This window comes from Stenotrophomonas sp. GD04024 (assembly GCF_029837545.1).
Taxonomy (GTDB): Bacteria; Pseudomonadota; Gammaproteobacteria; order Xanthomonadales; family Xanthomonadaceae; genus Stenotrophomonas; species Stenotrophomonas forensis.
This window is the reverse complement of record NZ_JAOEDV010000019.1, coordinates 20,411-43,960: the sequence shown is the minus strand read 5'-3', so window position 1 is coordinate 43,960 and position 23,550 is coordinate 20,411. Positions and strand designations below refer to the sequence as shown.

The following is a 23,550-nucleotide window of genomic DNA, read 5'->3' as shown; positions in this document are numbered from 1 at the left end:
CTTTCTCCTGGAAATGGTTCGCACCCTTGATGACGACCGGACGCCCGACCCCATGACCCAGCTGTCCATCCGCGTTGCGGTTGCCGACGATCACCCGGTGATACGGCTGGGCGTGCAGAGCGTGCTGGATGAGGCGCCGGCGCTGCACTGCATCGGTGCGGCGCAGGATTCGACCGAACTGGTGGCGCTGCTGCAGCGTGAACCCTGCGATGTACTGGTCACCGACTATGCGATGCCGGGCGGTACGCATGGTGACGGGCTGGCGCTGCTGGACTTCCTGGCCGCGCACTTCCCGCAGCTGCGTATCGTTGTGATGACCGGGCTGGACCAGCCCTCGCTGCTCAACCGGCTGGATGCGCACGGCGTGCATGGCATCGTCAGCAAGGGCGACGACCTGCAGCATGTGCAGTCGGCGGTAATGGCGGCCTACGCCAACCGCCGCTTTCTCTCGCCCAGCGTGGCCGAGATGCTGGATCGTCGCGAGCAGCGCCGCGTCACCGCCTTGTCGCCGCGCGAGCAGGAGGTGGTTGAACTGTTCATTGCCGGCCTGAGCGTGGCCGAGATCGCCAGGAAGCTTGACCGCAAGAAGCAGACCGTCAGCACGCAGAAGAACAACGCCATGCGCAAGCTGGGCATCGAGCGTGACGCCGAGCTGCTGACCTTCGCTGCCGACCTGGGGCTGAAGCCGCAGGGGTGAAGGCCGTGGCCGTATAGCCCACGCACTCACGACGGCTGCTCCAGATCACGCCGGTAGTCATCCAGCCGTGCCTGCAGCGCTGCCTGCAGCGCGTCGAGTGCTTCTTCGTCCAGAGGCATCGCATCGCGCAGGTCGCGCTCGATGGCGCCGCACTGCTCGGCCAGGGAGTGCTCACCCAGCATCTGCAATGCCCCCTTGAAGGCGTGGATGCGCTCCAGCAGGTAGCTGGCATTGCCCTGCGCGCGGGCGTCGGCGATGGATTGCAGATCCTTGTCGCCGGTGTCGACGAAGATCCTGCGGATCGCTGCCGAAACCGTACGCGGAACCGGCTGCGTGGGCGGCTTGCGTTCAACCTTGCCGGATGACGATTCCCAGCGCGCCAACCCTGCCTCCAGGCGTTCCAGGTTGAGCGGCTTCAGCAGCAGATCATCGATGCCGGCTGCCAGGCAACGCTCGCGCTCACTGGCCAGTGCGGTAGCGGTGATCGCCACGATGGGCAGCGACTGGCCACGCTGGCGCAGTTCGCGCGCCAGCGCATAGCCATCCATCACCGGCATGTTGATGTCGGTCAGCACCGCGCGATAGCGTCCGTCCTGCCACTGGACCAGGGCTTCCTCGCCGTTCTCGGCGGTGTCCACCGCAAAGCCGATCTCTTCCAGCTGCTGCTGGATCAGCTCGCGGTTCACCGCGTTGTCTTCCACCAGCAGCACGCGCCCGCGGGCCTCGCTGGCCGCCGGCACTGGCGCGGGCGTGGCGGCAGGCGGGCGGCCGTCCACGCTTTCGCCGGGCCCCAGTGCCTCAAGCACGGCCTCGCTGGCATAGCTGCTGACCTCGATGCGGTCGCCACGTGTTTCCGCGCTGAGCGGGCCCTGCGCATGGGCGTGCACGGTGCGCGCGTAGCCCTGCATCAGCTGCAGCTCTTCCTCAATGCTCCACGCGCGGTGGTCGCCCACGATCAGCAGCGCGTCGCCGCCCTCGTCGCCGTTCTTCGGCCGGTCGAGCAGTGTGGTATTCGCCCCCCACGCCACCAGCAGGCGCTCCATCTCGGCACGCCATTCCGGTGTGCTGGACAGCACGGTAACCCGTCGGCCCAGCAGCGGCTGCATGGGCGGTGGCTGCAACGCCTGTACCTGCATCGGCAGCAGCAGGGTGAAGCTGCTGCCAACCCCTTCCGTGCTTTCCACCGACACCTGGCCGCCCATGGCCTGCGCGATCTGCTGGCACAGCGCCAGGCCAAGCCCACTGCCGCCGTAGCGGCGCGAAACGCTGGCGTCGGCCTGCTGGAATGGCTGGAACAGTTGCGCGGCCTGCTCAGGGCTCATGCCGATGCCGGAGTCGATGACCTGCACGCGCAGCTGAGTATCCTGCCCTGCCCCGCCCTGCATTTCTGCCCGCAGCAGGATGCGCCCGGACTCGGTGAACTTGACCGCGTTGCCCACCAGGTTGGTGAGGATCTGGCGGATGCGATGGGCATCGCCTACGCAGAGCTGGTCCACCGCCGCGTCCACGGTGAAGTACAGGCGAACGCCCTTGCGCAGCGCGTCGGGCGCGAACAGCAGCGCCACGCCTTCGATCAGGGGACGCAACGCGAAGGGCACGGGCTCCACGTCCAGCTGGCCGGCCTCGATCTTGGAGAAATCCAGCACGTCACTGATGATGCGCATCAGCGCGTCGGCCGAGAAGCGGATGCGGTCCAGGCGCTCGCGCTGCCCTGGCTGCAGCGGCGAACGGGCCAGCAGTTCCAGATGGCCCAGCACGCCGTTGAGCGGCGTGCGGATCTCATGGCTCATTGTGGCCACGAAGGCGGACTTGGCCCGGTTGGCCGCCTCGGCGGACTGGCGTGCGGCTTCGGAATCCTCGCGTGCGCGGCGCAGGTTGTCTTCCAGCTCTACCTGCGCGGTGACGTCGCGCAGTGCGCACACCCACACCGGCTGTTCGTAATAGGTGGCCTGCGCCATGCTGATCTGCAGCTGGGTGGCGGTACCCGATTCGGCGGGAGACCACTGCAGTTCCAGCACTTCATCGATGCTGGCATTGCGGCCCAGTTCGGCAAGGCGCGCATACAGCGGCGGCAGCGTGGTGTCCTCGCCGGCTTCATGCACGGTCTCGACCAGCTGGCGTGCCGCGTCGTTCTGCAGCAGCGGTTCGCCGTTGCTCCGCGACAACAGCGCCAGGCCGATCGGCGCGGTGCCGATGATGACCCGGCTCAGCGCTTCACTCTCGTACACCCGGGACGCATCGGCCAGCGCCGGAGTGAAGACACGCCGGTCGATGCGTTGCAGCAGCCACCACAGCAGGCCGATGATCAGCAATGCGCTGAGCGCGCGCGCCAGCAGGTAAGGCCCCTGGCTGCGCCAGACATCAGACCAGTCGTAGACGTGGCCGAGCGTCCAGTCAACGCCCGGAAGCCTGCACGCCACCACGAACCGCCCGTGGCTGTAGCGACGCAGCGGCTGTGCGCCCGCGCGCCCCGCGTTGCCTGAGGGCAGTGTCATCAGCAGGTTCTGTTCCCGGCTGGTCAAGCCACCGGTACTGAGCACGACCTGCCGGTCTGCGGTGGTGACCAGGTAGCGGCCCTGCTCACGCGCTTCCAGCTGGGCCTTGATGGTGCCGATCGATTCAAACACCACGCGGCGGAAGTACGGGCTCGTGCCCTCGGCAAGGGTAACCATGCCGACCAGCGATGGCTGGCCGGTGAACGGGTTGATGTCATAGCGCGACAGCAGGCGCCCCTCGCGTGCGGCCTCGCGGATCGGGCCGGGCCGCGGCGGTACCTGGCGGACCTGCGCTTCTTCGTGCAGCAGCCGTGCAAAGGCCTGCTGCCGGGTGGCCACGCCCAGGGTCTGCAGCAGCTGGGATTCGTCACGGATGTTGGACACCGCCAGCAGCCGCCCCTGCGGCTCGTAGGCATAGACCAGCAGTGGCCCGGCGGCATTCTGCGAGGTGATCGAATCGGCGGTGTAGGCCGAGTAGATGTCGACCATGCCCAGGTAGGCGGCCAGCTCCTGTTCCGGCAACGGATTGTTCTTCAGCCCCAACACTAGCCACGGCACCGCAGTGCGTCCTTCGGCGCGCACCAGCACTTCTTCGCCCTGCGCGTGGAAACGCCCGGCCAGTGCAGCGCCGGTGGCAACCAGCCCCGGGCGCTGGTCGCGCCACAGCACGTCATTGCCGTTGATGGAGGTGGCGTAGGCACGATCACGCTGCAGCAGGTAGTACTCGACCGCAGCGCGTGCCTCGTTGAACGAGTGCCGTTCGCGGGCATGGAACTCCTCGACATCGGCGATGGAACTGACGATGGCGGTCAGCAGCACCAGCACGGTGATCAGCGCACCACCCCCGAACAGCAGCCGGCGGCGCAGCTGGCGCAGGTCGTCCAGGCGCGTGGCGGCCGCGCGCCTGTTGGGGCCATGCACTGCGTCTGAGCCTGCCATGACCGTGATCCTGAGGTGAGTGCCCATGCAATTTATCCGATTGCAGTACAGGCTGTCAGGCTGGGCGCTGGCGTCGGCAGGACCCGCTGCACGGCCTGGTACAGCGCATTGCTGGCATAGCAGGACACCATGGCGGTCTGCCCGTCCCAGCGTGCTCGCACCGGGCCATCGCGGCTGACCAGCACGCGCGGAATGCCGCGCTCGGCAAGGCGCAGCAGCTGGTCCGGCGCCGGTTCGAACAGCACGATGGCGGCCAGGCCGGCAACAGGCGGGGCGCCGTGCTCCAACGGGCTGAGGTACTGCACCTGCGCGCCCCAGTCCTGCAGCCGCCGCCCCAGCTCGTCACGCCAGGGCCCGGCCGAGGCCAGCAGGCCGATCGAGTGACCCTGCAGGGGCACCGACGGACGGACACTGGGGGTGCCCAGCAGCGGCGCCTCGGCGATGAAGCGACTGCCGACTCCCTGCGTGCTTTCCACCCAGATTCGCCCGCCCATGCACTCGCACAGCTGCTGGCACAGGGCCAGGCCCAACCCGGACCCGCCGAAACGCTGCAGGATGCTGGCATCGGCCTGCACGAAGGGTTGGAACAGGCGCGCGCATTCGTCAGCGCTGAGGCCAATGCCGGAGTCGGTTACTTCCAGGCGCAGATGGCTGCCGCCCTCGCCGCGCAGGCAGGACACGCGCAGCTGCACCCGCCCCGAAGCTGTGAACTTCAATGCATTGCTGGCCAGATTGCGCAGCACCCGCTCGATCGTGCCCATCGGCGCGACCACCGCGGTCGGTACACCCGGGTCCACCACGCAATCCAGCTGCAGGCCCTTGGCCTGCGCCACCGGGGCATACAGCAGGGCCACGCGTTCCAGCATCGCCACTGGCGAGAAGCGCTCGGGGTGCAGCGCCCACTGCCCGGACTCGATGCGCGACAGGTCCAGCACGTCGGTGATGACGTCCATGAGCGCATCGGCCGACTGGCGCAGACGCAGCACCCGTTCACTGGCCTCGGCCGGCAGCGGTGCGCGGCCCAGCAGTTCCAGATGACCGATGATGCCGTGCAGCGGCGTGCGCAGTTCGTGGCTCATGGCTGCCACGAAATTCGACTTGGCATGGCTGCCCGCCTCGGCCTCGGCCCAGCGCACCTGCTCGTGCTGTATCGCACGTACGTGGTCGCTGATGTCCTCCACGATCAGCAGTACGCTGCCCGGCCAGCTTCCATTGCCACAGTACAGGCGCGTGCGGTGGAACAGGCGCTGCCCATGATCGAGCACCTGCGGCAGGTCCTCGCTGAGGGTGACCGGGCCGTTGCTGAGGTCGGTCGTCGTCACCGCAGCCCGCAGCCGCCGGATCAACCGCGATCCGGTGGCCCGGTCCATGTCCTGCAACGGGCCATTCCAGTCCTGGATGTCGCCGGTGGCCGCATCCATCAATGCCACGCCGACCGGAACGTGTTCCAGCAACAGGCGCAGGCGCCGATCACGGGCATAGATCGCCTTCACCTGGCGAAGCGCCGGCGAGTACATGCGCCGATGCAGCCACAGCAGCAACCCCCACAGCAGCACCAGCCCCCCCAGCAGCATCGCCGCACTGCTCAGCAGCATCGGGGTGATGCCACGCAGGATGTCTGCCCAGCAGTAGGTTTCCACCAGGGTCCACGGCGTCCCTTCCACCGCCAGTGCAAGGGTGAAGCGGCCATTGTGGTAGCGCGCACGGGTGGCATCGCCGAGCAGCACCCAGTCGCGATCAACGCCAGGGCCGTGGCGTGCCGCTGCCGGCTGGTTGGCGCACAACAGGCGCAGGCCGCCACGATCAAGCAGCGACAGGTAGCCCTGGCTGTTGCGGGCCAGCAGGGCCTGCAGGCCGGCAACCGGTTCATAGGCGACGAATGTGGCGAACGGCCGCCCTCCTTCGCTGGCCTGGAACACCGACACCAGTGACGCTTCGCCACTGATGGGATGGCGCCCGAAGGTTCGCCGCGGCTGATTGCTGCTGGCGACACTTTCCAGCAACGGCATCTGATCGACGCTTGACGCGGGTGCCAGAAGATGCGCCGGCGCCCGCAGGTGCTCGAACACCTCGGCACGCGACGTGACCGCCAGTGCCTCGCGCAGGCTGCGCTCGGTCAGGCCCTTGTCCAGCGAGAGATACTGGCCACTAGGATCGAAGAAGTAGGACACACTGGCGGGTTCGCCGTCGTTCGGCGTGCTGGTCAGCCGCTGGATCAGCGAGACCGCCGCGCTCAGCTCCAGGTAACGCTCCAGCGTTCGCGGCGCCCACGTGGTGGTGGCCAGGCCCAGTGCCATCTGCGGCTTGCTGGCGTCGTCGGCCACCACCACCAGGCGCTGGTCGCCCTGCAGGTAGGCCGTGCGCAGCGCCTCCGGGCTGTCCTGGCCAAGCTGGATGTTCCGGCCCCACGCGTACTCGGCCATGTTGGCCAGCCGTGCATAACTGGCGTCCTGCCGGCCCAGCTGGATCTGCAATGCGTTGTGGGCACGGCGGAATTCGGCGATGCGGCGTGCTTCGTAGCTGTTCACCTGCACCACGATGAGGGTGACCAGCACGCTGATCGACAACAGGCTGAGCACTGCGCCGCAGGCCAGCATCAGGCGCCGTGGGTAGCGCTTGAGCGCCGTCAGCTCGCCCGCAGCCGCCGCGCCCGCCTTGGTACGGGTACGCAGGCGGCGCAGGGTATCTGCAATGGAAGGGGCGGCGGACGCCATGGTGGTCGTGTTCCGAAGCGCCTGATGAAGGCTGGGTCATCAGCATGGAAGCTGCCGCCCGGCGCAGATGTAGGACGATGTCCAAAAACGGGTCCATGAATGACGCATTCACCCGCCATCGAGATTTCGAACTTGTCCGCTGTGTCGCGGCCTCCCGGCCCGCCATCCTGCCCCAGAACCAGAGCGGGAGTGCGGCCATGCAGGGAAGGAGGATGCGAGAGCGCCTATGGGCGCTGAAGCTGATGCTGGGCTACGCCTGCCGGCGCGCCGGTTTGCGGCTTGGCGTGCTGGCATCACGCCTGTTGCCCGGCTGGCTGTATCCCTGGCTTGCCGAACAGGCCTTCACCTGGCTGGGCCCGATGCTGGTGGCGCGCCGGTTCACCCTCCTGCGCGCACGCGTGCGCGCCTCAGGGTGTACACAGGCGGAGGCTACCCGATGGACAGCGCGTGCGCTGGCCCGCGCCTGGCTGCGAAGGGTGCGCCGGCACCGACTGCTATCGCTTCCGCACGGCGAACTGCAACGCCACCTGCGAACGATGGTCTGGTACGACCCGCATGGTCTATGGCCCGCTGCCGGCGGCCGCCGCGGCGTGGTCTGCCTGCTGCCGAGCGGCGACGCCGAACTTGGGCTGGCCGCGGCATTGGATCGTCCAGGCGCCCCGGCGCACTACTTCGTGCACTGCCCCCATCACGAGCAGTCACGCGCATACCGCACGCTACTGGCCTTGCAGCGCGTGGGGCACCGGTTGGACGTGGATTGCGCTGGAACGCGCGGCATGGCGTGGCGCCAGCTGCGGCGCGGGGCCAGGGTCTTTACGCTGCTGACCATGAATGACGTGGCCTCCAGTGATGCAGTGCCGGCGCCGCTCCGACTTGCACGCCTGGCCGGCGTGCCGGTGCTGCTGCTGGGGCACCGTTGCAACGGGGCCGGTGCCGGCACGCTGCATGTAGTGGGCGAATATGCGGGCGCGGCGCTGGATGCCGGGTCCCCACGGCTGCTGGAATCCGCTCGCCGCTTCCTTCGCGCATCGCCCCATGACTGCCACGCCGCGGTTGCCTGAAAGCCGACGGCCATCCTGCGATCAGGTGCGACACCTGCGTACCGGCTGCCACGGCGGGAGGTATGCTGGCAGGCCCTGCTTGTGAGACACCCGTCATGCGCATCCTGTACCCGGCCATCGAGCCCTACCGCGAGTTCACCCTGGCGGTGAGCGATCTGCACACCCTGCACATCGAGGAGTGCGGCACGCCGGACGGAATACCGGTGGTGTACCTGCATGGCGGCCCGGGCGCCGGCATTTCACCGACCCATCGCCGCTTCTTCGACCCGGCGCGCTACCGCATCGTGCTGATCGACCAGCGCGGCAGCGGGCGCTCCACGCCGTTCGGCGAGCTGCGCGACAACACCACGCAGGCGCTGGTGGCCGACATCGAGAAGGTGCGTGAGCATCTGGGCATCGAACGCTGGCTGGTCTACGGCGGCTCGTGGGGCTCGACGCTGTCGCTGGCCTATGCGCAGGCCCATCCCGCGCGTGCGACCGGCCTGATCGTGCGCGGCGTGTTCCTCGGCCGCGAGATCGAGAACCGCTGGTTCGCAGAGGCCAGCGGCGGTGCGCGCTGGATCTTCCCCGAACGCTGGGACCGCTACGAGGCCTATATTCCAGAAGGCGAGCGCGCCGACATGATCGCCGCCTACTGGACGCGCCTGGACAGCGCCGATGAAGCCACCCGCATCGAAGCGGCACAGGCGTGGCTGGGCTGGGAGGACAACGCCGCCACCCTGCAGCACGATGTGGACGCCGTATCCACCGATGACCCGCTGGACACGCTGGCGAAGGCGCGCATCGAGGCGCACTACTTCCGTAACGGCATCTTCCTTGAAGCCAACCAGCTGCTGCGCGATATCGACCGCATCCGCCATCTGCCCGGCGTGATCGTACAGGGCCGCTACGACATCATCTGCCCACCGCGCAGCGCCTGGGACCTGGCCAAGGCATGGCCGGAAGCACGCCTGGAAATGGTGACCTCGGGCCACAGTGCGAACGAGCCGGCCACGGTCGACGCGCTGGTGCGGGCCACGGATGCGTTTGCCGACCAGTACGGCCAGCGCAGCTGAGCCACAGCCTCAGCACATCACCGTGAACCCCACCGTGGTCAGCCCATTGCGGCTGGCCACGAACACGTCGCCGCCATGCAGCATGGCGATGGCCTTGACGATCGACAGGCCGAGGCCGTGGTGGCGTTCGCCCCGGTACTCACGGGCCTGGTCCACGCGATAGAAGCGCTCGAACAGCAGGGGCAGGTGCTCGGCAGCGATGCCTGCCCCCTCGTTCATCACCGCGATGCGCGCGCCCTCGCCTTCGGCCTGCAGCTGCACGCGCACCTCGCTTCCGGGCCGTGCATGCTGCACGGCGTTGTGCAGCAGGTTGGTCAATGCCCGCCGGAACAGCGACGGGTCGATGCGTGCGGTGGCGTCGCCTTCGACGTGCAGGGTCAACCCGGCATCCTCGAACAACAGCTCGAGGAAGTCACCCGCGGCCGCCACTTCCTCGGCCAGCGCAACCTGACGGGTCTCCATGGCGATGTCACCCTGCCCGGCACGCGACAGGAACAACATGTCGTTGACGATGGCACGCAGCCGTTCCAGTTCTTCCAGGTTGGACTGCATCACCTCCTGCAGCTCAGCGTTGTCGCGCGGCCGCGACAGCGCCACCTGCGTCTGGCCCATCAGGTTGGCCAGCGGAGTGCGCAGTTCGTGGGCGACGTCGGCGTTGAAGCCGTCCAGGCGGGTGTAGGCCGCTTCCAGCCGGTCCAGCGCGCCGTTGAACGCGCCGGTCAGGTGGCCCAGTTCTGCCGGCAGGCCGTCGGCCGCCAGGCGCTGCGACAGCCGCTGTGGACTGAGCGAGCGCGCCTCGTTCGAAAGCGCGCGCAGCGGTGCCAGCCCCAGGCGCGCGATCCAGTAGCCGAGCCCGGCCACCAGCAGTACGCCCAGCACCCCCGCGACCCACAGCGCCACCACGAAACGCTGCAATGCATGCGTGTACGGAGCGGAATCGATGCCGATCCACACATCCACCGCCGGGCGCACGCCCTTGCCTGGCACGTGCTCGTAGAGGGTGCGCAATGGGTGCTCGCCTATCCGCTGCAACGTCCCCATCCCCGCATCGCCCTTGGCCGGTGGCCGCACCTGCGGACGCGCGGTGCCAATCCGGAAGGTCGGATCATCGCTCCACGCCCAGACCAGCGTGTCGCGATCACCGGAAATCAGATTGCCGACTTTCTCACGGACCTTGGTCCAGCGCTCGCGGGTATCACACATGGCCACGCTGCCGCTGACCGCATGCAGCTTGGTCTGCAACTCGGCATACTGATATCGCTCCACCTGGCGCTCCAGCACGCCGTACACGCCGATGCCCAGCAGGGTGAACACCAGCAGCGCAGCCAGCGCGAACATCGCCGACAGGCGCTGCGCAATCGACATCCTCATCGACCGTCACCCTCATCGTCGCGCACTTCCAGCACGTAGCCCATGCCGCGCACGGTGTGCAGCAGCTTGCTGGGATACGGGCCATCGAGCTTGCTGCGCAGCCGCTTGATCGCCACTTCCACCACGTTGGTATTGCTGTCGAAGTTGATGTCCCAGACCTGGGCCGCAATCACCGTCTTGGACAGGATCTGGCCGCGTCGCTGCGCCAGCAACGCCAGAAGCGCGAATTCCTTGCCGGTCAGGTCCAGTCGCGCGCCGTCACGATAGGCACGCCGTGCCAGCAGGTTGACCTGCAGGTCGCCCACCTGCAGTTCGGTCGGCTCCTGCTGGCGTCCGCGCCGCACCAGCGCCTGCAGGCGCGCCAGCAGTTCGATGAACGAGAACGGCTTGACCAGGTAGTCGTCGGCGCCCTGCCCCAGCCCATGCACGCGATCATCCACGCGGTCACGCGCGGTCAGCATGATTACCGGGGTCTGCTTGCTGCGACGCAGTTCGCGCAGCACGTTGAAGCCGTCAATGCCCGGCAGCATCACGTCCAGCACGATCACGTCGTAGTCGAACTCGCGGGCGAGATGCAGGCCGGTCAGGCCGTCGGCGGCCAGATCCACTGCCCAGCCCTGCTCGCCCAACCCGGTGCGCAGGTAATGGGCGGTCTTGCTCTCATCCTCGACGATCAGCAGTTTCATCCGGGCTCCGTCAGCGCGGCGCCTGCCGCTGCCCTGCGCTCACGTCGGCGCTGCAGGAACAGCCGGTCCAGGGCCAGATAGATCACCGGGGTACTGTACAGGGTCAGCACCTGGCTGATCAGCAGCCCACCCACCACCGCCACGCCCAGCGGCTGGCGCAGCTCCGAGCCGGTGCCAAAGCCAATCATCAGCGGGATGGCGCCGAGCAGTGCCGCCAGCGTGGTCATCATGATCGGGCGGAAACGGGTCAGGCAGGCCTCATGGATCGCCTGCATGGGTGTCAATCCACGATTGCGTTGCGCATCGAGGGCGAAGTCGACCATCAGGATGCCGTTTTTCTTGACGATGCCGATCAGCAGCACGATGCCGATCAGCGCCATGATCGAAAAGTCCAGGCCCCACAGCCACAGCATCAGCACCGCACCGATACCCGCCGAAGGCAGCGTGGACAGGATGGTGAGCGGGTGCACGAAGCTCTCGTAAAGCACGCCGAGGATGATGTAGACCGCCAGCAATGCGGCCAGGATCAGCATCGGCTGGCTGGCCAGCGACTCCTGGAACGCCTGCGCGGTACCTTGGAAACGGCCGCTGATGCTGGCAGGCATGCCGATCTGCGCCTGTGCCTGCTCGACCAGCGTTACTGCCTCGCCCAGCGAAACGCCCGGCGCCAGGTTGAACGACAGGTTCACCGCCGGCAGCATGCCATTGTGGCTGATCGACAGCGGGCCGTTGCCCGGCGGCTGCACCTGCGCCACCGCCGACAACGGCACCATCTGCCCGGTCAGCGGCGAGCGCAGGTGGAAGTAGGACAGCGCGTCGACCTGGCCGAGCAGGCCCGGTGCGATCTCCAGGATCACCCGGTACTGGTTGGTATCGGTCTGGAACTCGTTGATCTGGCGCTGGCCGAAGGCGTCGTAGAGCACTTGGTCGATATCGTTGGCGGTGAGGCCGAAGCGCGCTGCGGCGGTGCGGTCGATCTGCAGCCGGGTGACACTGGCGCCCACCTGCTGGTCGTTGGACACGTCGCGCAGCTGCGGCAGGCCGCGCAGGCGCGTGGTCAGCTGTTCGGCCCAGCGCGACAGTTCACGGCTGTCCTGCCCGCGCAGGGCGTACTGGTACTGGGTGCGCGACGGCCCGGCACCGAGGTTGATGTCCTGCGCGGCACGCATGTATACGGTGATGCCGGGCACGCTGGCCATCTTCGCGCGCAGGCGGTCGATGAAGGCGTGCACGTCCACGTCGCGGTCGCCGCGGTCCTTGAGGATGAACCAGAAGCGCCCGTTGGACAGGGTCTGGCTGCCGCCGGTCGCGCCCACCGCATGGTTGTACGCCAGCAGCGCCGGATCTTCGGCGGCGATCTTCGCCAGCTGCTGGTGCTTGGCCGCCATCTCCTCGAAGCCGATGTCCTGCGCCGCTTCGGTGGTGGCAATGACGAACGCGGTGTCCTGCAACGGGAAGAAGCCCTTGGGAATCATCACGTACGACGCCACGGCCACCGCCACGGTGGCGCCGAAGCCGAGCAGTATCAGCCGTGGATGGCCCAGCGCCCATTGCAGGCTGCGGTCGTAGCCGGCCAGCAGGCGCCCGGCCAGTGTGTCCTGGCTTTCCCGGTGCGCCGGCATGCGCTTCATCAGGTGCGCGGCCATCATCGGTGCCAGTGTCAGCGAGGCCACGATGGAGATCAGGATGGCCACGGTGATGGTCAGCGCGAACTCGGCGAACAGGCGCCCGACAACGCCGCCCATGAACAGCAACGGGATGAACGCCGCGATCAATGACAGGCTGATCGAGACCACGGTGAAACCAATCTCCTCGGCCCCCTTCAGGGCGGCCTCCATCGGCCCCAACCCGGCCTCCCGATGACGATGGATGTTCTCCACCACCACGATGGCATCGTCCACCACGAAGCCGACCGCCACCACCAGTGCCACCAGGGTGAGATTGTTGAGGCTGAAGCCGGCTACATACATGGCAGCGAAGGTGGCCACCAGTGCCACCACCAGCACCGCGCCGACGATGAGCGTGGCCGACAGCTGGCGCAGGAACAGGCCCATCACCAGCACCACCAGCACGATGGTCAGCACCAGGGTCACTTCCACTTCGTGCAGCGAGGCGCGGATGGTGCGCGTGCGGTCGTTGAGCACGTCCACATCGACGCTGGCCGGCAGGTTCGCACGCAGCTCCGGCAGTGCTGCCAGCACAGCGTCAGTGGTGCGCACGATGTTGGCGCCCGGCTGCCGGCTGATGATCAGGCCCACGCCCGGCTGCCCGTTCGGCCACGCCTGCACGTAGGCGTTCTCGGCACCGTCGACCACCTGCGCGACGTCGCCCAGGGTCACCGGCGAGCCCGCGCGGTAGGCCACCACCAGCTGCCGGTAGTCCTGCGCATCGAACAACTGGTCGTTGGCTTCAAAGGTGGATGTACGCTGCTCGCCCATCAGCGCGCCCTTGGCCTGGTTGAGGCTGGCGTTCTGGGCCACCCCGCGCAGATCGGACAGGGTCATGCCCATCGCCGCCAGCCGCTCCGGCTGGGCCTGGATGCGGATGGCCGGGCGCTGCTGGCCGACGATGTTGACCTCGGACACGCCACTGATCTGGCTGATCGAGCGCGCCAGCCGGCTTTCGGCCAGATCGCTCAGCTCGGTCATCGACATCTGCGCCGACACCACGCTGAGTACCAGGATCGGGCTGTCGGCCGGATTGACCTTGCGCCAGGTCGGCAGGTTCGGCAGGTCGCTGGGCAGGCGCCCGGCGGCAGCATTGATCGCCGCCTGCACTTCCTGTGCGGCGGTATCGATGTCCTTTTCCAGATCGAACTGCAGCGTGATCGAGGTACTGCCCAGCGCGCTGGTGGAGGTCATCTCGATGATGCCTGGCACGCCGGTCAGCTGCGTTTCCAGCGGCGTGGCAACCGCCGACGCCATGGTGTCGGCGCTGGCCCCGGGCAGGCTGGCATTGACCCGGATGGTGGGGAATTCGGCCTCCGGCAGCGGCGCCACCGGGAGCCGTGGCAGTGCAGACACGCCCAGCAGCACCACCGCCAGGGTGAGCAGCGTGGTCGCCACCGGATGCCTGACGAACCAGCTGGACAGCGAGACACGTGCGCTCATGGGGCGGCCCCGCCCCTGGCAACTGGTACGGCCGGTGCCGCGGCTTCAGCGACGACCACACCCGGGCGCAGGCGCGACTGCCCGTCGCGCACGATCACATCGCCCACGCGCAGTTCGCCCTGCACCACCACCTGCCCGTTCTCGGCCTCGCCGAGGCTGACCGGCAATACTTCCACGCTGCCGTCGCCGAGCACGCGATAGACGAAGCTGCCGTCCACACCGCGCTGGATCGCCGCCGCCGGCACCACCAGGGCGCCGGTGCTCTGGCCGGTGCGCACGCGCACGCTGACCAGCTGCCCGGGCCACAACCGATCATCGGCATTGGCAAAGCGCGCACGCAGGCGCACGGTGCCGGAGGTTTCCTCCACCTGGTTGTCGATCACCTGCAGGCGGCCTTCGGCCAACAGCTGGCCACCGTCGCGGTCGAGCGCCTGCACCGCCACTTCACCGGAAGCCAATGCCTGCCGCAGCTGCGGCAATGCGTCCTGCGGCAGTGCGAACACCACCGAGATCGGATCGGTCTGCTGCACGGTGACCAGCCCCTGGGTATCGGTGGCCCGCACCAGATTGCCTGGATCGACCTGGCGCAGGCCGATGCGGCCGTCCATCGGCGCCAGGATGCGGGTGTACGACAGCTGCACCTGCGCGGCGTCCACCGCCGCCTGGTTGCCGTGCCCGGTCGCCTGCAGCTGCTGTACCGTCGCGGCCTGTTGTTCAAGCATCTGCCGGGACACCAGCTGATCGCTGGACAGGTGCTGCAGGCGGGCGAGGTCCGAGCGTGCGGCATCCAGCGTGGCGCGGTCACGCACCACTGCGGCCTGCGCGCCGCCCAGGTCGGCGCGGATCGCGCGATCATCGATGCGGGCCAGCAGCTGTCCCTTGCGCACCTTCTGGCCTTCCTCGAACAGCACCTCGGTGAGCACGCCATCGACCTGGGGCCGCAGCACCGCGCTCTGCAGTGACTGCACCGTGCCTACGCCGCTGCGCCAGTGCGCCACATCGCGCTGCTCCACGCGACCGGTGACCACCGGCACCGGTGGCGGGGTGCTGGCGGGCTGCGCGTCACCCCGCGACACGCCATGGAACAGCATCACCAGCGACAGCACCACCAGCAACAGCGCACCCAGTGCGAGGTGGCGGCGACGCATTCGTGCGGACAGGAAAGGAATTCGCATGCGGGGAGTCCATACCGGTGCCGGCGCGGGGGCTGCGCGGGCCTGGTGCCATCCTTACCGGTAGCCTCCGGCGCCTGGCTGTCGCCTGCCTGACAATTCCGTCAGCTGGACGTCCTTAGGGCGTCCCGTGAACGATGGCCCACCCACGTGCGCGACCACCGGCCTTCTTCGCGCCTCCCTTACGGAGCGGTGCCGATGATCCGGCCATGGGCGCCACGCTGGCGATCCCACACCCTCCCAGGAGTACGCCATGACCGGTTTCCGCTTCGTCCCTGCTGCCCTCGTGATTGCCACCGCCCTGCTGCTGGGTGCCTGCTCCAGGCCACAGGAGGCCAGCAAGGCCACTGCGGCCGAAGACGTCACCGAAGTGAAGCTGCTCCCCGCCTATGAATCCCTCGACAAGGACAAGGACGGCATCGTCACCCTGGCCGAAGTGGATGCAGTCGCACCGGACTGGGCCGAGCGCCTGCACACCTGCGATACCGACCGTGACCAGAAACTGAGCCGCGGCGAATACGACGTCTGCAAGCAGACCGCGCCTGCGGCCGCGCATTGATTCCCGGCGCCGGCGCGCCTGTGCGCGCGCCTGGCCGTGTTGGCCGCGCACGCTCCCCCGCCCACGGCTATACCAAGGTATAGCCGGGCTAACCCACGAGCCTCTAGGACTGCCCCATTCAGGGGCGGACAATAGCGCCACTGGCCAGGGCAACCCTGGCCGGCACCCTCCCCTCATGGAGACGCAGATGGACCCCGACCCTGCCGGGCGCGACGCGCCCCGGATGCCTGTTGCCTGTTCCTGGCGCCTGCCCGCTGGTCCCTGCCTGCCTGAGTGACGGGGGATCGCCAGGTGCCGCCTGCCTGGAGATCGCCCCCATGTCCTACAAGATCCTCTACATCACCCTGCGCCGCCTGATCGGTGAGCGCGATGTTGCCGCCCTGCGCAGCCAGCTGCTGCAGCACGGCCCGGTCATGTTCGCCCGTTCGTTGTCGCTCGGCTCGCCACGCGTGGTGGCCGACGCGCTGTCGCTGCTGCCGATCAGCGAGCGCATCAACGTGCTGCGCCACCTGCCCTACCCCCTGCGCGATGCGATGAAGCCGCTGTGCATCGGCGGCAGCCAGCGCCTGCACATGCAGCCGTGGTCGCCGGCGGTGCTGGCGATGCGCCACGCCTGACCTGTTCCATCCGTTCCGTTCGTGTTCCGGCCCCGGCCGGCTCTGACATTCGAGGAGAGTCCCATGAGCCTGCTCAACGCCTGGTTCAACGCCTTCCTGCGCAGCCGTCGCGCAGGCAACCTGTTCCGCCGCCGTGCGATGCCCGAGGCCGGCTTCGGCCCGGGCAGCGCCGAAGCGGCGCCGTTCGCGCTTACCACCGGCCTGGTCACCCTGGCCCAGCAGCCGGAAGCGGAGCTGCTGGCCACGCTGGATTCGCATGCCGATGGCCTCAGCCCGCACGAAGCCGGGGAGCGACTGGCCACGCTCGGCCCCAACGAGGTTGATCACGAAAAGCCACTGCCGTGGTGGCGCCACCTGTGGCAGTGCTACCGCAACCCGTTCAACCTGCTGCTGACCGTGCTGGCGGCGGTGTCCTGGCTGACCGAGGACCTGAAGGCAACGATCGTGATCGGCGCGATGGTGCTGCTGTCCACGCTGATCCGCTTCGTGCAGGAGGGCCGTTCCAACCGTGCGGCCGAACGCCTGAAGGCCCTGGTCGGCAACACGGCGCGGGTGCTGCGCCGCAATCCGGGTACCGAGGCCGCCGACGTGGCCGACCAGTACTTCGGTGCACACCTGCACAGCCGCCGCCCGGCGCGCCTGCTGGACCTGCCGATCCGCGAACTGGTGCCCGGTGACCACATCGTGCTGTCGGCCGGCGACATGATTCCGGCCGACTGCCGAGTGCTGACCGCCAAGGACCTGTTCGTGGCGCAGGCGGCGATGACCGGTGAATCGCTGCCGGTGGAGAAGTTCGCGCACCCGGGCGATGGCCTGGCCGGCCTGCTGGAGCAGCACAACCTGCTGTTCATGGGCACCAACGTGGTGTCCGGCACCGCCACCGCCATCGTTCTGGCGACCGGCAACCGCACCTACTTCGGCACCCTGGCCCAGCGCAGCACCGCCACCGACCGTGCACCCACCGCATTCCAGGCCGGCGTCAACAGCGTCAGCTGGCTGCTGATCCGCTTCGCGCTGGTGATGGTGCCGTTCGTGCTGCTGATCAACGGCTGGACCAAGGGCGACTGGACCGAGGCGTTCCTGTTCGCACTGTCGGTGGCAGTGGGGCTGACCCCGGAAATGCTGCCGATGATCGTCACCTCCACCCTGGCCAAGGGTGCGGTGCTGCTGTCGCGGCGCAAGGTGATCGTCAAGCGCCTGGACGCGATCCAGAACTTCGGCGCGATGGAAGTGCTGTGCACCGACAAGACCGGCACCCTCACCCAGGACAAGATCGCGCTGGAACGCCATACCGACGTGTTCGGTCACGATTCGGAGGACGTGCTGGCGTTTGCCTACCTCAACAGCCACTTCCAGACCGGGCTGATCAACCTGCTCGACCGCGCGGTGCTGGAGCACGTGGAGCTGCAGAGCTCGCTGCGGCTGTCGCAGGACTACCACAAGGTGGACGAAATCCCGTTCGACTTCGAGCGCCGCCGCATGTCGGTGGTGGTGTCCGAGCGCGAGGATCATCACGAGCTGATCTGCAAGGGCGCAGTGGAGGAGATGCTGGCGGTATGCAGCACCGTGCGCGAGAACGGCCAGGACATGCCGCTGGATGACGCGCGCCTGGCGCGCGTGCGGCAGACCACCGAGGAACTGAACGAACAGGGCCTGCGCGTGGTGGCGGTGGCGATGAAGGAAACCGCGGCCAGCCGGACCGCCTACTCGCAGGCCGACGAGTGCGACCTGACCCTGGTCGGCTACGTGGCCTTCCTCGACCCGCCGAAGGAGTCCGCCGCGCAGGCACTGCAGGCGTTGGCCGCGCATGGCGTGGAGGTGAAGGTATTCACCGGCGACAACGAACTGGTCACCGCCCGCGTCTGTGCCCAGGTCGGGCTGGACGCGGACACGATCCTGACCGGCCCGCAGATCGAGCGCATGGATGATGGCGCACTGTCGCGGGCGCTGCATCACCATCGCGTGTTCGCCCGGCTGACGCCGCTGCACAAGGAGCGCCTGGTGCGCGAGCTGCGCGCACAGGGCAAGGTGGTCGGCTTCCTTGGCGACGGCATCAATGATGCGCCCGCGCTGCGTGCCGCCGACATCGGCATCAGCGTGGACAGCGCGGTGGACATCGCCAAGGAGGCCGCCGACATCATCCTGCTCGAAAAGAACCTGATGGTGCTGGAGGAAGGCGTCATCCAGGGCCGGCGCACCTTCAACAATATGCTCAAGTACATCCGCATGACCGCCAGTTCCAACTTCGGCAACGTGTTCTCGGTACTGGTGGCCTCGGCCTTCCTGCCGTTCCTGCCGATGCTGCCATTGCAGCTGCTGGTGCAGAACCTGCTGTACGACATCTCGCAGATCGCCATTCCGTTCGACAACGTGGACGAGGAACTGGTACGCAAGCCGCTGAAGTGGAACCCGGCGGACATCGGCCGCTTCATGGTGTTCTTCGGGCCGATCAGCTCGATCTTCGACCTGACCTGCTTCGCCCTGATGTGGTACGTGTTCGACGCGCGCACCGTAGCCGACCAGAGCCTGTTCCAATCCGGCTGGTTCGTGGTCGGCCTGCTGACCCAGACCCTGATCGTGCACATGATCCGCACGCCAAAGGTGCCGTTCCTGCAGAGCATCGCTGCACCGCCGCTGCTGCTGATGACCGGCCTGATCATGGCCATCGGCGTGGCCCTGCCGATGAGTCCGCTGGCCGGCTACTTCAAGCTGCAGGCCCTGCCGGCCGGCTACTGGCCGTTCCTGGTGGCGATCCTGTTCGGCTATGCGGTGCTGACCACCGCGCTGAAGAAGTTCTACATCCGTCGCTACGGCTGGCAGTAAGCACTGGCCGGCTTGCCCAGGGAGAAATGGATGCTCGACATCAATCCGAACCTGCCGGCGTTCAACGCCGGCGCCACCCTGAGCTCGCTGATCAGCCTGACGGTGGCCTTCGTGCTGGGAACGATCATCGGCCTGGAACGGCAACTGCGCCAGCGCACCGCCGGGCTGCGCACCAACACGCTGGTGGCGGTAGGCGCGGCGGTGTTCGTCGACCTGGCCGTGCGCTTCCATGACCTGTACGGAGGGCCGCCGTCGCCGCTGCATGTGGTGGCCTATGTGATTTCCGGCGTCGGCTTTCTCGGTGCCGGCGCGATCATGAAGGACGGCGCGCAGGTGTCCGGCCTGAACACCGCCGCCACCCTGTGGGGCTCGGCGGCGGTGGGTGCGTGCGCCGGCATCAAGCTGCTGCCGGAAGCGGTGATGGCCGCGATCTTCGTGCTGGCCGCCAACACGCTGTTGCGACCGGTGGTGAACCGCATCCAGCGGCAGCCGCTGCCGGAAGCCTTCAGCGAGGCGACCTATGCGATCAACGTGGTCTGCCAGCGCGAGCAGCAGGCCGAGGTGCTTGACCAGCTGTTGCTGCTGCTTGAGCAGGCGCAGTACCCGGTACGCGCGGTGGACCAGCGGCCGTTTGGCGAACGCGATGTGGAGATTGAAGCAGTGCTGTACGCCACCACGGTCGATGCCGGCGAACTGGATGCCGTGCTGGCAACGCTGGCGACCACGCCTGGCGTACTGCAGGGATTCTGGAACGCCAGCCTGGAGGAGTAGCTCGGCGGGCTACTCGGGGTCGTGCTGACCAACGGTCGGCACCCACCCGCAGCCAGCACATCCTGCCTTCGCACCCTGCTTCGGTAGGTGCCGACCGTTGGTCGGCACAAACCATCAGATGCCATGCCCGCCGCTGCGGTAGTGCCGGCCGCTGGCCGACAACCTCATGATCTCCAGAGGCACCATGCAGATGCCGGCCAGCGGCCGGCACTACCGGTCGGCAACCGACCCATGCCCGCTTTGCTATCCTTTCCGCCCACGCCAGGGAGCTGTCCCGATGCCATCGCTGTCGCCCCATCGCCCGCTGGTGCTGCTGGCCCTGATCGTCGTGATGGCGGCGATCTTCCTGATCGACACCGTCACCGACTACGCCGTTGCAGCGGCGTGTTTCTACGCGGCGGTCATCCTGGCCGCCTCGCGCGTGCTGGCCGCCCGTGGGCTGATCACGCTGGCCCTTGCCTGCATCGCGCTGACCGCTCTGAGCTTCTTCCTGACCCGCTTCGGCACCTACCGTATCGGCCTGGTCAATTCGGTGATCGGCATGCTGGTGATCGGCATCACCACCTATCTGGCCCTGAACATGGAAGCGGCCAAGGCGGCGGTGCAGGAGGCCCAGGGACGATTGCTGCGGGTCGCGCGCGCGTCAACCGTAGGCGAGCTGACCACCTCCATCGCGCACGAGGTGAACCAGCCGCTGGCGGCCATCGCCAGCAGTGCCGAGGCCTGCCAGCGCTGGCTGGCGCAGGACCCGCCGAACGTGGACAAGGCACGGCAGACCGTGGCCCGCATCCTGGCCGATGCGCACCGCGCCGGCGACGTGATCGCGCGCATCCGCGGCCTGACCCAGGGTGCCGCGCCGGAGCGTCGCGCCTTCGATCTGAACCAGGCAGTGGAAGAAATGCTGGCACTGTCACGCAGCGAGCTGGATCGGCATGGCGTGGCGGTGGCGTTGCTGCTGGATGCCGACCTGCCACCGGTGCAGGCCGACCGCGTACAGGTACAGCAGGTGATCGGCAACCTGATCCTCAATGCGGTGGACGCGATGGAAGCGGTGCCTGCCGCTGACAGGCGCCTGTCCCTGCTGACCCAGCGCGATGGCGCGCGGATCAGCCTCAGTGTGCGCGATCGCGGTGTCGGCCTCCCCGCCGACCATCCCGAGCGTGTGTTCGATGCGTTCTGGACCACCAAGTCACACGGTCTTGGCCTCGGCCTCAGCCTCAGCCGTTCGATGATCGAAGCCAACGATGGCCAGATCCGCGCCGAGCGCCCGAGCGGCGGCGGGGCCTGCTTCGTCTTCGACCTGCCCATCGCCACGGATGTTCCTCATGCGTAAGCCCACTGCCCCGGTTGCCGATCCGGCACCGATCGTCTACGTGATCGACGACGACCCCTCGGTGCGCGCGGCGCTTGAGGATCTATTGGCTTCGATGGGACTGCAGGTAAGGGCCTTCGCCTCCACCCAGGCGTTCCTGGACCACGAACTGGAAGATGCACCGGCCTGCCTGGTGCTGGATGTGCGCATGCCCGGCCAGAGTGGCCTGGAGTTCCATCGCAGCATGGGCACGCACGGCCTACAGCTGCCAGTGGTGTTCATCACCGGCCACGGCGATATCGCCATGGGCGTGAACGCGATCAAGGACGGCGCCATCGAATTCCTGACCAAGCCGTTCCGTGACCAGGAACTGCTGGACGCGATCCACAAGGGCATCGAGATCGATCGCCAGCGCCGCCGCGACGGCGAGGCACTCGATGCCCTGCAGCAGCGCTGGAACACGCTCAATGCCGGCGAGCGCGAGGTGGTCGATGGCGTGGTGCGCGGGCGTCTCAACAAGCAGATCGCCGGCGACCTCGCGGTCAGCGAGATCACGGTGAAGGTGCGCCGTGCACAGGTGATGCGCAAGATGGGCGCGCGCACCCTGGTCGATCTGGTGCGGATGTACGACCGCCTGCAGGCGGGCTCGCCCTGACCCGGCAGCACGGCAGAGCGGATCGGCAGCGTCGAACAGCATTCCGCTTGCGCTATTTCCGGGTGGCCAGCACGACCACCAGCACGACGCTGACCTTGTCGACCACCGCGACCTTGGCCAGTTCGCCACTCTGCAGCGCGCGGAAGTAGAACAGCCATGAGGCGCCGGTTGCCAGGGCGGAGAGCACCAGGAACAGCTGGGTGCGCCCCGGCAGCAGCAGCGGGTTGGACCGCTTGCCGGTGACCACCACCAGCGGCAGGATCACCGCCGCCACGATCAGGGTGCGGATGGCCAGGTCCGAGTCCACACCCTTCGTGCCGTACCCGGTGTGGATCAGGTGCGCTGCAGGCGATGCTTCATGCGTGTATCCATCAGCCCCACCGCCAGCAGGACCGCGCTGGTCAGCCAGCCGGCAGCCAGCAGAGGGGTCTGCGGCAACAGTACGCCCAGTACGCCCAACGCCACGGCACCGAACATGTGCGAACGCGGCGCGTGTCCATAGACCACGCGCTTGTACAGGGCACTGCCCAGCAGATAGATCAACGGCCCGGCCACCATCACGGTGGCGTACACCGTGCTGACGGCTACGCCCGGATGGCCCATCACCAGGTCGTTGCCCACCGCCGTGGCGATGATGCCGGCGATCAGCAAGGCATGCACGTAATGGAAGTTGGCGCCCATCCGCCCCGGGTCTTCGGCATGGGTGATGGCCTCGGTGGCATCGCGGCTGGAGATGCCAAAGTACAGCCACCACATGGCGATCGTGCCGGCGAACGTGGCCAGCACGGCCGAGACCACTTCGCCGCTCCAGTGCTCGACTTCACTGAGCACGCCGCCGGTGGCAAGCAGGGTTTCGCCCAGCGCCACGATGACGAACAGCTGGCAGCGCTCGGCCAGATGCCCGCCCTCGATGGTCCAGTCACGAGTGTGCGAACGGCCCATGCCCGGGAACGCGAAACCGAACATCGGCGAGATGTACTCGCAGGCCACGGTCACCGCCCACAACGCCAGGCGCAGAGAGCCCTCGGCTGCGGCACCGGCCAGCCAGAAGCACGCCGAAACGCTGACCCACGCCAGCATGCGGCGGAAGTTGGGCGCCAGCGGATGGCTGCGACCGACCTCGAACAGGACGAATGCCGTGCGCCCCACCTGCATCGTGGCGTAGGCCCCCGCGAACATCCAGGCCCGGTCGGCAAAGGCCTCGGGAATGGACGAGGACATCAGCAGCGCCAGCAGCATGGTGGCAAACAGCAGGCCGCGGATGCGCGGCGCCTGCGGGTCGAACCAGTTGCTGACCCAGCAGGCGTACTGCCAGCCCAGCCAGACCGCGAACCAGAGCACCAGGGTCTGCAGCACGCCGGCCAGATCAAGGTGGTGCAGCAGGTGGTGGCTGAGCTGGGTGACCGCAAACACGTAGACCAGGTCGAAGAACAGTTCTTCGTAGGTCACGCGGGCATGGTGGCCATCGCGATGGCGCAGCGCGGGCAGGCGCAGTCGGGTGCTCATGGCGGGT

Annotated in this window: 16 protein-coding genes and 1 pseudogene; 9 read left to right on the top strand and 8 right to left on the bottom strand. The window is 67.8% G+C overall.

Features of this window, described 5'->3' with window-relative positions; translation table 11 throughout:
- Positions 1-52: 52 nt before the first annotated feature.
- Positions 53-697 carry a response regulator transcription factor gene (locus N7590_RS08825; RefSeq protein WP_053509172.1) on the top strand — a complete coding sequence of 215 codons (645 nt, stop codon included), beginning with the start codon at positions 53-55 and terminating at the stop codon, positions 695-697.
- Positions 698-723: 26 nt separating this feature from the next.
- On the opposite strand, the gene N7590_RS08820 is transcribed toward N7590_RS08825, so the two are convergent.
- Both N7590_RS08820 and N7590_RS08815 read right to left on the bottom strand, forming a co-directional pair.
- Positions 724-4,131 (bottom strand): ATP-binding protein, encoded by a 3,408-nt coding sequence (locus N7590_RS08820; protein ID WP_053509174.1) that lies wholly within the window; start codon positions 4,129-4,131, stop codon positions 724-726.
- Between the two features lie 32 nt (positions 4,132-4,163).
- Positions 4,164-6,845: an ATP-binding protein gene (locus N7590_RS08815; RefSeq protein ID WP_164241024.1), complete on the bottom strand. Its 2,682-nt coding sequence runs from the start codon at positions 6,843-6,845 to the stop codon at positions 4,164-4,166.
- Between the two features lie 44 nt (positions 6,846-6,889).
- On the opposite strand from N7590_RS08815, the gene N7590_RS08810 reads away from it, so the two are divergent.
- Together N7590_RS08810 and pip are read left to right on the top strand one after the other, a co-directional pair.
- The gene (locus N7590_RS08810) at positions 6,890-7,906 is read left to right on the top strand and encodes a hypothetical protein (protein WP_239544159.1); all 1,017 of its coding nucleotides are present in this window, start codon (positions 6,890-6,892) and stop codon (positions 7,904-7,906) included.
- A gap of 95 nt (positions 7,907-8,001) precedes the next feature.
- On the top strand, positions 8,002-8,961 hold the full coding sequence (gene pip / locus N7590_RS08805; protein ID WP_053509178.1) for a prolyl aminopeptidase: 960 nt from the start codon (positions 8,002-8,004) through the stop codon (positions 8,959-8,961).
- A 9-nt stretch (positions 8,962-8,970) separates the two neighbouring features.
- Here the strand turns inward: pip and N7590_RS08800 are convergent, their stop codons facing one another.
- From N7590_RS08800 to N7590_RS08785, 4 genes are read right to left on the bottom strand one after another with little or no spacing between them, the layout of a single operon-like run.
- Complete coding sequence (locus N7590_RS08800; RefSeq protein ID WP_164241023.1) at positions 8,971-10,332, bottom strand: heavy metal sensor histidine kinase; 1,362 nt, start codon at positions 10,330-10,332, stop codon at positions 8,971-8,973.
- On the bottom strand, positions 10,329-11,018 hold the full coding sequence (locus tag N7590_RS08795; RefSeq protein ID WP_164241022.1) for a heavy metal response regulator transcription factor: 690 nt from the start codon (positions 11,016-11,018) through the stop codon (positions 10,329-10,331). Before N7590_RS08795 ends, N7590_RS08800 begins: the two co-directional genes overlap by 4 nt.
- The gene (locus N7590_RS08790) at positions 11,015-14,128 is read right to left on the bottom strand and encodes a multidrug efflux RND transporter permease subunit (protein WP_164241021.1); all 3,114 of its coding nucleotides are present in this window, start codon (positions 14,126-14,128) and stop codon (positions 11,015-11,017) included. The genes N7590_RS08795 and N7590_RS08790 overlap by 4 nt, the downstream gene beginning before the upstream one ends.
- Positions 14,125-15,303, bottom strand: coding sequence for an efflux RND transporter periplasmic adaptor subunit (locus N7590_RS08785; RefSeq protein ID WP_239544158.1), 1,179 nt, complete (start codon positions 15,301-15,303; stop codon positions 14,125-14,127). The genes N7590_RS08790 and N7590_RS08785 overlap by 4 nt, the downstream gene beginning before the upstream one ends.
- 250 nt (positions 15,304-15,553) lie before the next feature.
- On the opposite strand from N7590_RS08785, the gene N7590_RS08780 reads away from it, so the two are divergent.
- From N7590_RS08780 to N7590_RS08755, 6 genes are all read left to right on the top strand, one after another.
- A complete protein-coding gene (locus N7590_RS08780) occupies positions 15,554-15,859 on the top strand; it encodes a hypothetical protein (RefSeq protein ID WP_053509188.1) in 306 nt (101 codons plus the stop codon).
- Between the two features lie 317 nt (positions 15,860-16,176).
- The gene (locus tag N7590_RS08775) at positions 16,177-16,476 is read left to right on the top strand and encodes a hypothetical protein (RefSeq protein WP_006447714.1); all 300 of its coding nucleotides are present in this window, start codon (positions 16,177-16,179) and stop codon (positions 16,474-16,476) included.
- Positions 16,477-16,539: 63 nt separating this feature from the next.
- On the top strand, positions 16,540-19,299 hold the full coding sequence (mgtA, locus tag N7590_RS08770; RefSeq protein ID WP_279935332.1) for a magnesium-translocating P-type ATPase: 2,760 nt from the start codon (positions 16,540-16,542) through the stop codon (positions 19,297-19,299).
- Positions 19,300-19,329: 30 nt separating this feature from the next.
- Positions 19,330-20,070 (top strand): MgtC/SapB family protein, encoded by a 741-nt coding sequence (locus tag N7590_RS08765; RefSeq protein ID WP_164241019.1) that lies wholly within the window; start codon positions 19,330-19,332, stop codon positions 20,068-20,070.
- A 277-nt stretch (positions 20,071-20,347) separates the two neighbouring features.
- Positions 20,348-21,403, top strand: coding sequence for an ATP-binding protein (locus tag N7590_RS08760; protein ID WP_053509194.1), 1,056 nt, complete (start codon positions 20,348-20,350; stop codon positions 21,401-21,403).
- Entirely contained in the window at positions 21,396-22,037 is a 642-nt protein-coding gene (locus N7590_RS08755; protein WP_053509196.1) for a response regulator, read from the top strand. The genes N7590_RS08760 and N7590_RS08755 overlap by 8 nt, the downstream gene beginning before the upstream one ends.
- Before the next feature lie 64 nt (positions 22,038-22,101).
- Here N7590_RS08755 and N7590_RS08750 read toward each other — a convergent pair.
- A pseudogene (locus N7590_RS08750) lies at positions 22,102-22,350 on the bottom strand (EamA family transporter); the annotation flags it as partial.
- Between the two features lie 20 nt (positions 22,351-22,370).
- A complete protein-coding gene (locus N7590_RS08745) occupies positions 22,371-23,543 on the bottom strand; it encodes a low temperature requirement protein A (protein ID WP_279935330.1) in 1,173 nt (390 codons plus the stop codon).
- Positions 23,544-23,550 lie beyond the last annotated feature (7 nt).

Excerpts from the sequence above, each read along its gene's own strand:
- pip (WP_053509178.1), top strand. The coding sequence starts at position 8,002 with ATGCGCATCCTGTACCCGGCCATCGAGCCCTACCGCGAGTTCACCCTG.
- N7590_RS08800 (WP_164241023.1), bottom strand. The coding sequence starts at position 10,332 with ATGAGGATGTCGATTGCGCAGCGCCTGTCGGCGATGTTCGCGCTGGCT.
- N7590_RS08755 (WP_053509196.1), top strand. The coding sequence starts at position 21,396 with ATGCGTAAGCCCACTGCCCCGGTTGCCGATCCGGCACCGATCGTCTAC.
- N7590_RS08765 (WP_164241019.1), top strand. The coding sequence starts at position 19,330 with ATGCTCGACATCAATCCGAACCTGCCGGCGTTCAACGCCGGCGCCACC.
- N7590_RS08775 (WP_006447714.1), top strand. The coding sequence starts at position 16,177 with ATGTCCTACAAGATCCTCTACATCACCCTGCGCCGCCTGATCGGTGAG.
- N7590_RS08760 (WP_053509194.1), top strand. The coding sequence starts at position 20,348 with ATGCCATCGCTGTCGCCCCATCGCCCGCTGGTGCTGCTGGCCCTGATC.
- mgtA (WP_279935332.1), top strand. The coding sequence starts at position 16,540 with ATGAGCCTGCTCAACGCCTGGTTCAACGCCTTCCTGCGCAGCCGTCGC.
- N7590_RS08825 (WP_053509172.1), top strand. The coding sequence starts at position 53 with ATGACCCAGCTGTCCATCCGCGTTGCGGTTGCCGACGATCACCCGGTG.
- N7590_RS08785 (WP_239544158.1), bottom strand. The coding sequence starts at position 15,303 with ATGCGAATTCCTTTCCTGTCCGCACGAATGCGTCGCCGCCACCTCGCA.
- N7590_RS08810 (WP_239544159.1), top strand. The coding sequence starts at position 6,890 with ATGGAAGCTGCCGCCCGGCGCAGATGTAGGACGATGTCCAAAAACGGG.
- N7590_RS08820 (WP_053509174.1), bottom strand. The coding sequence starts at position 4,131 with ATGGCAGGCTCAGACGCAGTGCATGGCCCCAACAGGCGCGCGGCCGCC.
- N7590_RS08795 (WP_164241022.1), bottom strand. The coding sequence starts at position 11,018 with ATGAAACTGCTGATCGTCGAGGATGAGAGCAAGACCGCCCATTACCTG.
- N7590_RS08790 (WP_164241021.1), bottom strand. The coding sequence starts at position 14,128 with ATGAGCGCACGTGTCTCGCTGTCCAGCTGGTTCGTCAGGCATCCGGTG.
- N7590_RS08745 (WP_279935330.1), bottom strand. The coding sequence starts at position 23,543 with ATGAGCACCCGACTGCGCCTGCCCGCGCTGCGCCATCGCGATGGCCAC.
- N7590_RS08815 (WP_164241024.1), bottom strand. The coding sequence starts at position 6,845 with ATGGCGTCCGCCGCCCCTTCCATTGCAGATACCCTGCGCCGCCTGCGT.
- N7590_RS08780 (WP_053509188.1), top strand. The coding sequence starts at position 15,554 with ATGACCGGTTTCCGCTTCGTCCCTGCTGCCCTCGTGATTGCCACCGCC.